Raw genomic sequence first — 13,096 nt, forward strand, 5'->3', positions numbered from 1 at the left:
ATACTACCACAGTCAAAAAAAATACCAATCTGACATAAAGTGACAAACTGACATTCTTTTTATTTTTTTCAAGACTATTGTTAGCTTTTAAGACCTAATACGTCTAATTAAAAGTAAGATTCATGTATTTCTAAAAGAACATCAAAAAAGATTAACAAAAATTTTGTTTAATTTATTTTTAAAATAGTTAAACATTTTTGTATCTTTGAATCGTAATCGCGGAAGATTAATTGCTATGAAGAAGAATTTAGTTTTTTAAACGATTACACTATTATTATTTATTGGTTAGGTTGTTTAAAAACGTATTTCCGTCTTCTAGGAAATACGTTTTTTTATACCAATAGTAAATTGCTTTGTCACTCTTAAACTATAAAAGTCATGGCTAAAAAATCAGGAACAAAAAAAATCACGGAAGATCAGATTATAGGAATGTACATGGATTATGTTTTAGAACATGAGATTGTACCAAAATCTATTTACAAGTTTTGTAAAGCGCACACGATACCAGAAGAAGAGTTTTACAACTTTTTTGGTTCAGTAGAAGGATTACAAGCTGTCATATGGGAAAAGTTTTATACCAATACTATGGCGGTAATGACTAAAAACGAAGATTATGAATCGTTTTCAAATCAAGATAAAATGCTCACCTTCTTTTTCTCTATGTTTGAGTTGCTTACGATGAATAGGAGTTATGTGCTTTTTGCCTTGAAAGAGCATGAAAATATGTTGAAGAATTTAAACCAGTTGAAAGGACTGAGATCTCACATAAAAACGTTTGCTTCTTCTTTAGTCGCAGATGCTAACGCAGATAAATCATTTAAAATTTCAAAGAAAAGCCCACAGCTTTACAGTGAAGGTACGTGGGTTCAATTTTTATTCTTGCTTAAATTTTGGATGGTAGATACCAGTGCTGGATTTGAAAAAACAGATATGGCGATAGAGAAATCTGTTAAAACCATTTTTGACATTTTTGAAAATACACCTTTAGAAAGTATTATTGACTTCGGTAAATTTCTATACAAAGAGAAATTCGCATAATATTTAGCGACGACCAAGAACCACTACATATTGTTTTAACCACTTTTAATAAAAAGTATCTTATGAAAACATTAGACAAAATTCCTACTGGTAAAATAGAAAGAGCAGGAAAGCTCGTGAAAACAGGGGTTAAAATAGGTGGTAATTACGTAAAATATTACAGTAAGAAGTTGGTAAACCCGGAGTTATCAAAAGATGAGCTCAATGAAGATAATGCGGGTGATATTTATGACGGACTCAAAAGCTTAAAAGGTAGTGCGCTTAAAGTAGCACAAATGCTAAGCATGGAGAAAAACATTTTGCCTTCTGCTTATGTAGAAAAGTTTTCATTATCTCAGTTTTCAGTTCCTCCGCTATCTGCCCCGTTGGTGCGCAAAACGTTCAAAAAGTATTTAGGGAAATACCCTGAGGAAGTATATGATACTTTTGATAAAGATTCTATAAATGCAGCGAGTATAGGTCAGGTGCATAAGGCTACCAAAGATGGGAAAACCTTGGCAGTAAAAATTCAGTATCCAGGGGTGTCAGAAAGTATATCTAGTGATTTGGCTATTGTTAAACCTATAGCCATACGCATGTTTAACTTAAAAGGTAAAGATTCAGATAAATATTTTAAAGAAGTAGAGAATAAACTGGTTGAAGAAACCAACTATATTCATGAAATGAAGCAAAGTCAGGAAATAACAAAAGCATGTACGGTAATTCCGAATATGGAATTCCCAGAATATTATCCAAAATTGTCTAGTGAACGGATTATTACTATGGACTGGATGAATGGGATTCATTTAAGTGAGTTTGCTAAAACAGATTTTAGCGCAGCGGAAGGAAATACATTGGGGCAGGCTTTATGGGATTTCTATATGTTCCAAATTCACGGCCTAAGAAAAGTACACGCAGACCCGCATCCAGGAAATTTCTTAGTGAGCAAAGACAACACACTTATTGCTATAGATTTTGGTTGCATTAAAGAAGTGCCAGATGAATTCTACATACCTTACTTCGAACTTGCGAAGAAAGAGGTTATTGAAAACGATTCGCACTTTATGGAAAAATTGTACGAGTTAGAAATTCTTACTCCTACAGATTCAGAACAAGAAATTATATTTTTCAAAGCCTTGTTTAAAGAGATGTTATTGTTATTCACATCGCCTTTTAATGGAGATACGTTTGATTTTGGTTCAGATGATTTTTGGCATCAAATTGCCGATTTAAGTCAGCGGTATTCTAAAGATGATCAGATTAGAAAAATGAATGGTAATAGAGGTTCTAAGCATTTCTTATATATGAATAGAACGTTCTTCGGACTCTTTAATTTACTGCACGATTTAAAAGCTAAGGTTGAGGTTAATAACTTTAGAAAGTATTTGGATTAAAATATCGTTTTAAAATTTAAATATAAAGTCAGTGGTATGTGCAACATATTTCTGACTTTTAATTTGTTACGATACCAACTAAATGTATAATTCTGTAATGATTTTACAACATTGTAGAATAATCCTTAAATTGCGTTCTTGTTTATTTAATTCGTAACTTAAATAAATGTATAATAAACAGATCAGATAACTAAACTGTATGTATAATTCGAAAATTATAGGCTTAGGACATTACGTTCCTGAAAACGTTGTGACTAATGATGATTTATCAAAGGTCATGGATACTAACGATGCGTGGATTCAAGAAAGAACAGGCATTAAAGAAAGACGTCATGTTATAAAAGGCGATGGCGATACCACCACCACTATGGGGGTTAAAGCTGCTAAAATCGCTATAGAAAGAGCCGGTATTGATAAAGATGATATTGATTTTATTGTATTTGCTACGCTAAGTCCGGATTACTACTTTCCTGGGCCAGGTGTTTTGGTGCAACGAGATTTAGGCATTAAAACAGTAGGAGCATTAGACGTAAGAAATCAATGTTCTGGTTTTGTTTATGCCATTTCTGTTGCAGATCAGTACATTAAAACAGGGATGTATAAGAATGTTCTAGTAATTGGTTCAGAATTACATTCTCATGGTTTAGACATGTCTACGCGCGGTAGAGGTGTCTCTGTAATTTTTGGTGATGGGGCAGGAGCTGCTATATTATCAAGAGAAGAAGATAATACAAAAGGTATTTTATCTACACATTTACATTCTGAAGGACAGCATGCGGAGGAGTTATCTCTAATAGCTCCAGGAATGGGAAAAAGATGGGTGACCGATATTATAGAAGACAATGATCCTAATGATGAATCGTATTTTCCATATATGAACGGGCAGTTTGTATTTAAAAATGCTGTAGTTCGTTTTAGTGAAGTAATCATGGAAGGTCTAGGAGCTAATAAACTAGCGCCAACAGATATTGATATGTTAGTACCGCATCAAGCAAACTTAAGAATTTCTCAATTCATTCAGAAGAAATTCCAATTGTCAGATAATCAGGTTTTTAATAATATTATGAACTACGGGAATACAACTGCGGCATCTATTCCAATAGCTTTAACGGAAGCTTGGGAACAAGGCAAAGTAAAAGAAGGAGACTTGGTAGTGCTAGCTGCGTTTGGTAGTGGCTTTACGTGGGGTAGTGTTATTATCCGCTGGTAAAATAGTTCTGAAACTATATATAAATAAACCCCCAACAGCAATGTTGGGGGTTTTGTTTTGATACGCTATTCTTAGAAAATTGTACGCCCTAAAGAATTAGGGGGGTTATTTTATAAAATTCCGCCACCACTATCTTTGGTGTTATTATCTCTATTTTTACGTTTGCTAGCCTTATTTTTTCCACTTCCAAACATGTAGGATAAGCCAGCGTATACGGTTCTACTTTCCCAATTAAATTCTCCCGTAGAGGCATACGGTCTCGTGCTATCAAAAGCAAAGCGCATGGTGTTAAACACATCATTAAAGTTTAAGCTAAACGTTCCTTTTCCTTCAGCAAAACTGTAGCGAGCTCCTGTATTTACAAAATACATAGACTTTACGTCAAACTGTATATTTTTGTTAGCACCACGATAGAAACCAAAGATTTGAAAACTTAAGTTTTTAGTAGCTTTTAGACTGTTATTCATTCTAAAATTCCATGCTGTATTCTCTACCTGAACTTCTTCTATTACAATATCATCAACAGTTGCATTAGGGTTTTCTGTTGGTAAGGTCTCTGTAATTCCTCGCTGTGTTTGAGAGAATAGATCAAAACTCCCATTAATACTCCACCAGGTTAAGGGTTTGTAGTTCAAAGATACTTCCATTCCGTAGGCGGTGGTGTTATCAAAATTATCATAGGTTAAGATAAGTTTGTTTAGATCTAAGCGGTCTACATACACAGCTCTATTAATTTCATCTTTAATTTGACGGTAGAAAACACCTGTGGTAATACTTCCTTTTTCTAAACGTTTGGTGTAGTTAACTTCGTAAGAATTGGTAAACTGTGGTACTAAACGTTGGTTTCCAAAAGAAGATATTAAGGGGGTAGACCATTCTCTAATAGGGTTTACTTGTTGTAATCCAGGTCTATCTACACGACGACTTAAACTAAATTGAAGTTGGTTTTTCTCATTAGGGGCATACGTAACATAGGCAGAAGGGTATACTTGTGTGTATTTATCCGAGAAAGAGCGTATGTTGTTAGTGTCGGCTTTTACTTCCACATTTTCTACACGTAAGCCTGCTTGATAGGACCATTTTTTATAATTCTGACCAAAAGTAGCATAAGCAGAATAGATATCCATTCCGTATACAAAATCGGTATCTGGTGTAGGTATTAAGTTCCCCGTTTCATTAAAAGATAATCCCGTAGAGGTATAATCTACATTGGTTTCAAAATTTCTAGATTCAAGGCCTAATTCTAGTTTAGATATAGAGTCTATAGGGTTTACATAATCTAAATTAGCGATACTCTGCTTGCGTTTGGTATCTACCATGTCTACGTAGTTAGGAAAAACGGTGGCACCAGATGACTCAAAAAAGGCATCTTCATTTTGATTAAATTCATTGTAATCAACCTCCAATTCTATAGAATGACCTTCTTTTTTAAATTTTACTTTATAATCAAAATTGTATTGCTCGCTCAGGTTGTCTTGAAAATTATCAAAGATTTGATTTGAATTTCTGCTGGCATCGTCATAGTACAAAATATCCGTGTCTCCTTTTCCTTTTCCGTCAAATGAATTCTGGTTGGTGAAAAATGAAATAGTATGGTAATCATTTAAATAAAAATCGACCCCTATTTTATATAAGTGCGATTTGTTGTTGTTAAGGAAACTAAACTGCTGTTCAGAATTATCATCCAGTCTGTAAAGATTTCCGTTGTTAACGTATTTACCGATATTATTACCGTAGTTGCCATAAACATTAAATTTCCCTGAACGATAATTTAGATCAATAGCACTATTAAATTTAGCTTCTTCACCAACGGTTAGCCCGGTGCTTATGGTTCCATTAAATCCGTTATTCGCATTTTTATGAAGTATGATGTTGATAATACCGCTCATGCCTTCAGGATTATATTTCGCGGAAGGATTGGTAATTAGTTCAATAGATTTTATAGCGCTAGACGGAATCTGTTTTAGTAATTGAGCTACGGGAACATTAGATAACTTACCGTCTACCATCACTCTTACATTAGAATTTCCTCGCATAGAGAGCTCACCGGTCTGTTGGTCTATATTTACAGAAGGAATATTGTTCATGATGTCTGATGCAGATGCGCCTGTGGTGGTCAGATCTTTTCCAACATTAATTACTTTTCTGTCTATTTTCTGTTCAATAGTAGTGCGTTCAGCGACTACTTCTACACCGGATAATTCTTGAGTTTGATCTTCAAGGTAAATGGTTCCTAATGCTATTTTTCTGTGGTTTTTGTCAATAGTAACTAACTTCGAGTAGGTTTTATACCCTATAAATTGAACTAAAAAAGTAAAAGTACCTTCGGGAATATTTTTGATTTCAAAAGTTCCGTTTTCCTCGGTTATGCCCCCAGTAATAATAGTAGAACTGTCTTCAGACTTTATAACAATAGCAGCGAATGCTATAGGCTCTTGCAAAGATTGGTCTAAGATTGTTCCTGTAATTGTGCCTAATACTGCATCGGTAGTAGAGGGTTCAGTGTTTGCGAATAATGCACTGTTGATGAGCAGTGCAATATATAGGATTGCTTTTTTCATGAATGTTCGTTTTGTAATTTGATTGATTGATGAATTTCTATATACAGGACGACACTATGTTGTGTTTGTTACAAAGCTTTTTTGTTTTAACACTTTTTAACATATCAAAATTCGATAGAAGAATAGTTCTCTATTTTGAGGTTAAAATCTAAATTATAATAGTGGTAATCTTGTGCTATGAATTTGGGCTAAGAATTGGTTAGAAGAGCACTTTGAGGTATATAAAAAACAAAACCCTCATTTGCATGAGGGTTTCTATTATCGATAATGTGCACTAAACACTAACCATTAACTATAAAAATACAGCATTAACGACAAATTCATAATATCTTTAGAGTACTAATAGACGTAAAAATCATATAAAAGTTACATTAATTAACAATTTTTAACATCATTTTCGGTAAAATGCAAAAAACACTCGTAATTGGCGCTTCGTTAAAACCTAGCAGATATAGTAATATAGCTATAAAAAAGTTAACAGAAAAATCTATTGAAACAGAAGCTTTTGGTTTTAAGGAGGGCCTTCTTTACGGAGTGCAAATTAAGACTAATTTTGCCGACTTTCAAAATATACACACGGTTACTTTATATTTAAATCCAAAAAATCAAGAAGCGTATTATCAAAAAATTATAGATTTAGAGCCAAAGCGGATAATTTTTAATCCAGGTACAGAAAACCCTAACTTCTATAGCTTACTTCGGGAAAATGGCATAGAGGTTGAAGTGGCTTGTACCCTTGTTTTATTAGCAACAGATCAATATTAAATTCTCTTCTTTAATAGAGAAATAAAACTGATAATGTTGTAATTTTGCACCTATGGAATTCTCTTCTAAATTATTGGAAAATGCGGTTTATGAAATTTCGCAACTGCCTGGTATCGGAAAGCGTACGGCATTGCGGCTAGCATTGCATTTGCTAAAACAACCAGAAGAGCAAACATCTCATTTAACAAGTGCCTTAGAGAAGTTAAGGAGTCAAATAAAATTTTGTTCTAATTGCCATAATATATCAGATGTCGCGCTTTGCGAAATTTGTGCAAATCCTAAAAGAGATGCCTCTACTATTTGTGTAGTAGAAGATATTAGAGATGTAATGGCTATCGAGAACACGGGACAATTTAGAGGTATGTACCATGTTTTAGGGGGTAAAATTTCTCCTATGGAATGTGTAGGACCGCAAGATCTAACTATAGGATCTTTAGTGGGGAAAGTGAAACAGGGTGGAGTCACCGAATTAATTTTTGCACTGAGTTCTACCATGGAAGGCGATACTACTAATTTTTATATCTTTAAACAGCTAGAGGGCACAGCGGTAAAAACATCTACTATTGCCAGAGGAATTGCGGTGGGGGATGAATTGGAATATGCAGATGAAATTACCTTAGGACGGAGTATTTTAAACCGTATTCCATTCGAAAACTCTATGAAGGCATAAGTAAAATAGTTGTAAAAAATTTAAGTAAAACACGATATTTTTATTATTTTCGCAAAAAATTATTCTGAATAAGTATATTAATTGATGATATGTCAAAGTTTGAATTAAAATTACCACAGATGGGTGAGAGTGTTGCAGAGGCAACACTAACTACTTGGTTAAAAGAAGTAGGAGATACTATTGAGATGGATGAGGCGGTTTTTGAAATTGCTACAGATAAGGTAGATTCTGAGGTGCCTAGTGAGGTAGAAGGTGTTTTAGTTGAAAAGCTTTTCAATGTTGATGATATTATATCGGTAGGGCAAACAGTTGCAATAATCGAAATTCAAGGTGGTGCGTCAGAACCTGGTACTGCTCCAGCGAGTCAGCCAGCACAAGAGGATGTTGTTGCGGCAAGTTCTATTGAACAAGAAATAGAAAGTGTACAAGAAATAGTAGATACTCCAACTGCAGATTATAGTAGTACAGATCGTTTCTATTCTCCTTTGGTGAAGAATATAGCTAAAGAAGAAGGGGTTTCTGTCGCAGATTTAGATGCTATTGTGGGTACAGGAAAAGAGGGTAGAGTTACAAAAAACGATATTCTGGCGTATGTAGAGAATCGTAAAACAGGAAATGTGATGGCTTCTAGCGCAGCTGTACCAGCTGCAACCACTAATGTTTCTGCGCAAGCGTCTAGTGCTCCAGCGGCAGTAAGCCAAGCTCCTTCAGAGATGAAAGTTGGTAGTGGAGATGAGGTAATCCCGATGAGTAGAATGGGGAAACTTATCGCGCAATATATGCGTGAAAGTATTTCAACTTCTGCACATGTTCAAAGTTTTATAGAAGTTGATGTAACCAATGTAGTTAATTGGAGAAATAAAAATAAAATTAGCTTTGAGAAAAGAGAAGGAGAAAAACTTACGTTTACTCCTATCTTTATGGAGGCCGTTGCCGTAGCGTTAAAGAAATATCCTATGATGAATATTTCTTTAAATGGTGATACCGTGGTTAAAAAGAAAAACATCAATATAGGTATGGCGGCAGCTTTACCGGATGGTAATTTAATTGTTCCCGTAATTAAAAATGCAGACCAATTAAATTTGGTAGGTATGGCTAAGGCGGTTAATGATTTGGCAACTAGAAGTCGAAATAATAAATTGAAGCCAGACGAAATAAAAGATGGCACCTATACAGTAACCAATGTGGGAACTTTTGGAAGTGTTTTTGGTACGCCAATCATCAATCAACCACAAGTGGGTATTCTTGCATTAGGAGCCATACGTAAAGTGCCTTCTGTAATAGAAACTCCAGAAGGAGATTTTATAGGGATTAGAAGTAAGATGTTCTTGTCTCATAGTTATGACCATAGAGTGGTAAACGGGGCATTAGGAGGTATGTTTGTGAAAGCAGTAGCAGATTTCTTAGAAGCTTGGGACGTAAATAGAGAAATCTAATTTGAACAAATTAATATAAAAAAGCTTCCTTTTTGGAAGCTTTTTTGTTTTTGTAACATTTAAATAGCGCTAGTTTTTTCTTAAATTTTGAATAAACTATCTTTGAATAAATTCTTTAAAAATGCAATTAAAATTAACACGTCCTATTTGTTTTTTCGATTTAGAAACAACGGGTGTCAATGTAGCAAAAGATCGAGTTGTAGAAATAGCAATTCTTAAAATACATCCTAACGGGAATAAAGAGAGTAAAACTTGGTTGGTAAATCCGGAAATGGTCATTCCTGATGAAGTAATTGCTGTACATGGTATTTCTAATGAAAAGGTGGCTAATGAACCTACGTTCAAAGAGCTTTCGAAAGAAATTTACAACATGATTAAGGACAGTGATTTAGGAGGTTTTAATTCTGATCGTTTTGATATTCCATTGTTGGCAGAAGAAATGCTGCGGGCAGAAATAGATTTTGACATGAAAAATAGAGTTGCAGTAGATGTGCAAACTATCTTTCATAAAATGGAAAAGAGAACTCTTGGCGCTGCTTATAAGTTTTATTGTGATAAAGATTTGATAGATGCGCATAGTGCAGCAGCAGATACCAATGCAACATATGAAGTGTTATTGGCGCAATTAGACCGGTACCCGGAGTTGGAAAATAACATGAAAATGTTAGCAGAATTTTCATCGCATAAAAGAACCGTAGATTTTGCTGGCTTTATAATATTGGATGATGAAGAGGAAGAGGTTTTCTCTTTTGGAAAGCATAAAGGTAAAAAGGTTCATGATGTACTTGCAAAAGAACCAGGATATTTCAGTTGGATCTTAAATGCCGACTTTCCTTTGTATACTAAGAAAATATTGACACAAATTAAGTTGAGTAAATTGAATAACAAACTAGGATAATGTTGCGTTTTTTTTTAGTTTTTATTTTCGGATTTCATTTGGTTGCAGCGCAAGAAATATATTTTGAAGGTGTTGTATATGACAGTAAGACTAAGGAGACCATCCCTTTTGTTAACCTTAGTTTTTTAAATACATTAAAAGGAACTTCTTCCGATGAGGAAGGACACTTTTTTATGGATTTGCCATCGTCCTTTTTAGAGAAACAACTGCATATCTCATCTTTAGGTTATAAAGATACAATTGTGGCTGCTTCTCAAGTTTTTAAAGCAAAGCAATTTAATTTGGTGCCAGAATCTTTTGAACTTAATGAAGTGGTGGTTTCAGAAACTTTAGGAAATTCAGATGTGTTAAATCCAATTAGTAGCTATAGTGTAAAGAGTGGTTTTTCGTCCTCATCAACACCTTGGGTTTTGGCCTTGTATTATCCTAATATCGGACAGCAGAAAAAATATGTAGATAAGGTTACTATTTTCTTTCAAGACAATGCCGCATTTAAAGGAGAGGCTTCAAAATTTAGAGTTCGTGTATATGATGTGGATAAGGTAACCAAAAAGCCGACAAAAGATTTGCTGCGAAAAAGTTTTGTACTAGAGACAGAGTCTGGTAAAGATTATGTATCCTTAGACTTGTCAGCACTTCGGATACAGATGCCTAGAGCAGGGGTTTATATAGGTTTAGAGTGGTTGTTTGTGCCTAGTAATTGGTATAAGAATACGGGGAAACATAATATTACCAATGCCTTATTGATCGAGGATAGATTTGCGCCAACTTTTGGAGGTGTTTACAATAAAAATCAGAACTTTAAAGTTATGGTGTATGGTATGGGGGAGTGGACAGATTTTGTAGTAAAGTCTAAAAATAGCACTGGAAACCTAATCCCTGCAGTGAGTTTGAAGTTGTCTAAGAAATAAATTATAATAAAAATCTCGTATGAAAATTATTTGTATTGGAAGAAATTATACGGCACATATTGCTGAGTTGCAAAATGAAAAGCCTAAAGATCCTGTGGTCTTTATAAAACCAGATTCTTCTGTTTTGCCTAAGGAACAAGATTTTTATATTCCGGAATTCTCTAATGATATTCATTACGAAGTTGAGGTTCTGGTTAAAATTAAAAAAGTTGGAAAGCACATTTCCGAAAAATTTGCACCCAACTATTATGATGAAGTAGGTTTGGGAATAGATTTTACGGCCAGAGATGTGCAGCAAGCTTTAAAAGAAAAAGGATTGCCGTGGGAGAAAGCCAAAGGTTTTGACGGGGCAACGGTTATTGGAAATTGGGTACCTAAAGAAAAATTTGAATCTATTGATAATTTAGGTTTTCAGTTGCTAAAGAATGATGAAGTGGTACAAGACGGAAATACCAACTTGATGCTCTGGAAGATAGATGAATTGATTGCGTATGTAAGTACTTTCTTTACCTTGAAAAAGGGAGATGTAATATTTACAGGCACCCCAGCAGGTGTTGGTAGTGTTAAAACTAATGACTACCTTTCAGGTAGGTTAGAAGGCATAGAGATGTTTAATGTAACTATTAAATAACAAGATGATTTACAGTTTGGATAAAATTAATGAGTTGGCAGACGGGGATGAAGATTTTATTCAGTCCGTAGTTTCTGCTTTCCTCGATGAGGTTCCAGAGGATTTGGAACAACTAGAAGTTGCTATAGGTCAAAAAAACTATTCCAATATATACCAATTAGCACACAAAATTAAACCTAATGTAGATTTATTAGGTATGGAGCAAACGCGTGCAGCAGCTTTAGATATAGAGAATATCGGTAAAGTTGGGGATGAGAACCCTAGTCTAGACCAGATATTTCCTATTCTTAAAAAAGATATTCATCAAGTGATTTCTGAACTTAAAAAAGATTTTGGTCTTTAGATGAATGCAGAGATAATTACTATTGGTGATGAAATTCTTATTGGTCAAATTGTAGATACAAATTCTGCTTTTATTGGTAAAGAACTTAATAAAATAGGAGTTTCTGTGTATCAGATTACTTCTATTCAAGATGAAAAAAGTCATATTCTTCAGGCTTTAAAAGATGCAGAATCACGGGTAGATATCGTTATTATTACAGGTGGGCTCGGGCCTACTAAAGATGATGTTACCAAGCATACTTTATGCGAGTATTTTGATGATAGTTTGGTGCAAAATGAGATGGTTTTGGATCATGTCAAAGAATTGTTTAAAAAATATATTTCAACCTCTCCGCTCTTACAAGTAAATATAGATCAGGCCTTAGTGCCGTCAAAAGCTACTATTTTGCATAATGCAAATGGAACCGCTCCAGGCATGTGGATGACAAAGAATAATACCGTCTTTGTTTCGCTTCCGGGGGTGCCTTTTGAGATGAAATACCTAATAACAAATGAAGTGGTTCCTAAAATTCAAAAAGAATTTAATAGGCCATTTATTCTACATAAAACAATCATCACTTACGGTATAGGAGAAAGTGCGTTAGCAGATCGTATTTCAGAATGGGAAGAGGGTTTGCCTTCCTCCATAAAGTTGGCATATTTGCCTAGCTTAGGAATGGTTAGATTGCGTTTAAGTGCTAAGGGAGCTGTACAGGAGGGGGTAGAAGCGGTTATGGCTTCGGAAACTAAAAAGTTGTACCTACTCATTGATGATGTTATTTATGGCGAGGAAGATGATGAAACCATTGAAGCGGTTATCGCTAAATTGTTAACCTCGAAAAAGATGACCTTGTCTTTGGCAGAGAGTTTTACGGGAGGAACAATTTCGGAGCATTTGACGGCGATCCCAGGGGTATCTGCCTATTTTAAGGGGTGTCTTGTGAGTTATGCTACTGAAGTAAAGATAAACGTTCTGAATGTTCCAAAAGAGGTGGTCAAAATGCATTCTGTAGTGAGTGCGCAAGTAGCAGAAGCTATGGCGATTAATGTTCGAAAACTCTTAAAATCAGATTTTTCAATTGCCACTACAGGGAACGCTGGTCCGACAAAAGGTGACTCTAATGAGGAGCTTGGAAGTGTTTTTATTGCCATTGCAACACCTAAAGGAGTGTATTCTGAGAAGTTTATGATGGGGAGTCAGCGCGAAAGGGTTGTGCAAAAGTCTGTAAATAAGGCACTTGAGATGCTTCAAAAAGAAATTTCAAAATTTTAAAAAAGAATT

General features: G+C 34.7%; 12 protein-coding genes. 11 read left to right on the plus strand and 1 reads right to left on the minus strand.

Annotated elements, in window-relative coordinates; all coding sequences use genetic code 11:
- Window positions 1-378: 378 nt before the first annotated feature.
- The 3 genes from BLQ19_RS15330 (at window position 379) to BLQ19_RS15340 (ending at window position 3,621) form a co-directional block, all read left to right on the plus strand.
- Window positions 379-1,038 carry a TetR family transcriptional regulator C-terminal domain-containing protein gene (locus BLQ19_RS15330; RefSeq protein WP_074538923.1) on the plus strand — a complete coding sequence of 220 codons (660 nt, stop codon included), beginning with the start codon at window positions 379-381 and terminating at the stop codon, window positions 1,036-1,038.
- Between the two features lie 62 nt (window positions 1,039-1,100).
- The gene (locus tag BLQ19_RS15335) at window positions 1,101-2,411 is read left to right on the plus strand and encodes an ABC1 kinase family protein (RefSeq protein ID WP_074538924.1); all 1,311 of its coding nucleotides are present in this window, start codon (window positions 1,101-1,103) and stop codon (window positions 2,409-2,411) included.
- A 199-nt stretch (window positions 2,412-2,610) separates the two neighbouring features.
- Window positions 2,611-3,621, plus strand: a complete 1,011-nt coding sequence (locus tag BLQ19_RS15340; protein WP_074538925.1) for a 3-oxoacyl-ACP synthase III family protein — start codon at window positions 2,611-2,613, stop codon at window positions 3,619-3,621.
- Window positions 3,622-3,731: 110 nt separating this feature from the next.
- On the opposite strand, the gene BLQ19_RS15345 is transcribed toward BLQ19_RS15340, so the two are convergent.
- Window positions 3,732-6,182 carry a TonB-dependent receptor gene (locus BLQ19_RS15345; protein ID WP_074538926.1) on the minus strand — a complete coding sequence of 817 codons (2,451 nt, stop codon included), beginning with the start codon at window positions 6,180-6,182 and terminating at the stop codon, window positions 3,732-3,734.
- A gap of 405 nt (window positions 6,183-6,587) precedes the next feature.
- On the opposite strand from BLQ19_RS15345, the gene BLQ19_RS15350 reads away from it, so the two are divergent.
- From BLQ19_RS15350 to BLQ19_RS15385, 8 genes are all read left to right on the plus strand, one after another.
- Window positions 6,588-6,947: a CoA-binding protein gene (locus BLQ19_RS15350; protein WP_074538927.1), complete on the plus strand. Its 360-nt coding sequence runs from the start codon at window positions 6,588-6,590 to the stop codon at window positions 6,945-6,947.
- 52 nt (window positions 6,948-6,999) lie between these two features.
- On the plus strand, window positions 7,000-7,617 hold the full coding sequence (gene recR / locus BLQ19_RS15355) for a recombination mediator RecR (RefSeq protein WP_024481513.1): 618 nt from the start codon (window positions 7,000-7,002) through the stop codon (window positions 7,615-7,617).
- A gap of 89 nt (window positions 7,618-7,706) precedes the next feature.
- The gene (locus BLQ19_RS15360; RefSeq protein ID WP_074538928.1) at window positions 7,707-9,053 is read left to right on the plus strand and encodes a dihydrolipoamide acetyltransferase family protein; all 1,347 of its coding nucleotides are present in this window, start codon (window positions 7,707-7,709) and stop codon (window positions 9,051-9,053) included.
- A 121-nt stretch (window positions 9,054-9,174) separates the two neighbouring features.
- Window positions 9,175-9,951 (plus strand): 3'-5' exonuclease, encoded by a 777-nt coding sequence (locus tag BLQ19_RS15365; protein ID WP_025615717.1) that lies wholly within the window; start codon window positions 9,175-9,177, stop codon window positions 9,949-9,951.
- Complete coding sequence (locus BLQ19_RS15370) at window positions 9,951-10,862, plus strand: carboxypeptidase-like regulatory domain-containing protein (protein ID WP_029665075.1); 912 nt, start codon at window positions 9,951-9,953, stop codon at window positions 10,860-10,862. The genes BLQ19_RS15365 and BLQ19_RS15370 overlap by 1 nt, the downstream gene beginning before the upstream one ends.
- Window positions 10,863-10,881: 19 nt before the next feature.
- The gene (locus BLQ19_RS15375) at window positions 10,882-11,493 is read left to right on the plus strand and encodes a fumarylacetoacetate hydrolase family protein (RefSeq protein WP_024481509.1); all 612 of its coding nucleotides are present in this window, start codon (window positions 10,882-10,884) and stop codon (window positions 11,491-11,493) included.
- 4 nt (window positions 11,494-11,497) lie between these two features.
- Window positions 11,498-11,836: an Hpt domain-containing protein gene (locus BLQ19_RS15380; RefSeq protein ID WP_024481508.1), complete on the plus strand. Its 339-nt coding sequence runs from the start codon at window positions 11,498-11,500 to the stop codon at window positions 11,834-11,836.
- A complete protein-coding gene (locus BLQ19_RS15385; RefSeq protein ID WP_074538929.1) occupies window positions 11,837-13,087 on the plus strand; it encodes a competence/damage-inducible protein A in 1,251 nt (416 codons plus the stop codon).
- The last annotated feature ends 9 nt before the right edge of the window (window positions 13,088-13,096 follow it).

It is taken from the genome of Cellulophaga baltica, from assembly GCF_900102165.1.
GTDB classification, from domain to species: Bacteria; Bacteroidota; Bacteroidia; order Flavobacteriales; family Flavobacteriaceae; genus Cellulophaga; species Cellulophaga baltica.

Excerpts from the sequence above, each read along its gene's own strand:
- BLQ19_RS15330 (WP_074538923.1), top strand. The coding sequence starts at position 379 with ATGGCTAAAAAATCAGGAACAAAAAAAATCACGGAAGATCAGATTATA.
- BLQ19_RS15335 (WP_074538924.1), top strand. The coding sequence starts at position 1,101 with ATGAAAACATTAGACAAAATTCCTACTGGTAAAATAGAAAGAGCAGGA.
- BLQ19_RS15340 (WP_074538925.1), top strand. The coding sequence starts at position 2,611 with ATGTATAATTCGAAAATTATAGGCTTAGGACATTACGTTCCTGAAAAC.
- BLQ19_RS15345 (WP_074538926.1), bottom strand. The coding sequence starts at position 6,182 with ATGAAAAAAGCAATCCTATATATTGCACTGCTCATCAACAGTGCATTA.
- BLQ19_RS15350 (WP_074538927.1), top strand. The coding sequence starts at position 6,588 with ATGCAAAAAACACTCGTAATTGGCGCTTCGTTAAAACCTAGCAGATAT.
- recR (WP_024481513.1), top strand. The coding sequence starts at position 7,000 with ATGGAATTCTCTTCTAAATTATTGGAAAATGCGGTTTATGAAATTTCG.
- BLQ19_RS15360 (WP_074538928.1), top strand. The coding sequence starts at position 7,707 with ATGTCAAAGTTTGAATTAAAATTACCACAGATGGGTGAGAGTGTTGCA.
- BLQ19_RS15365 (WP_025615717.1), top strand. The coding sequence starts at position 9,175 with ATGCAATTAAAATTAACACGTCCTATTTGTTTTTTCGATTTAGAAACA.
- BLQ19_RS15370 (WP_029665075.1), top strand. The coding sequence starts at position 9,951 with ATGTTGCGTTTTTTTTTAGTTTTTATTTTCGGATTTCATTTGGTTGCA.
- BLQ19_RS15375 (WP_024481509.1), top strand. The coding sequence starts at position 10,882 with ATGAAAATTATTTGTATTGGAAGAAATTATACGGCACATATTGCTGAG.
- BLQ19_RS15380 (WP_024481508.1), top strand. The coding sequence starts at position 11,498 with ATGATTTACAGTTTGGATAAAATTAATGAGTTGGCAGACGGGGATGAA.
- BLQ19_RS15385 (WP_074538929.1), top strand. The coding sequence starts at position 11,837 with ATGAATGCAGAGATAATTACTATTGGTGATGAAATTCTTATTGGTCAA.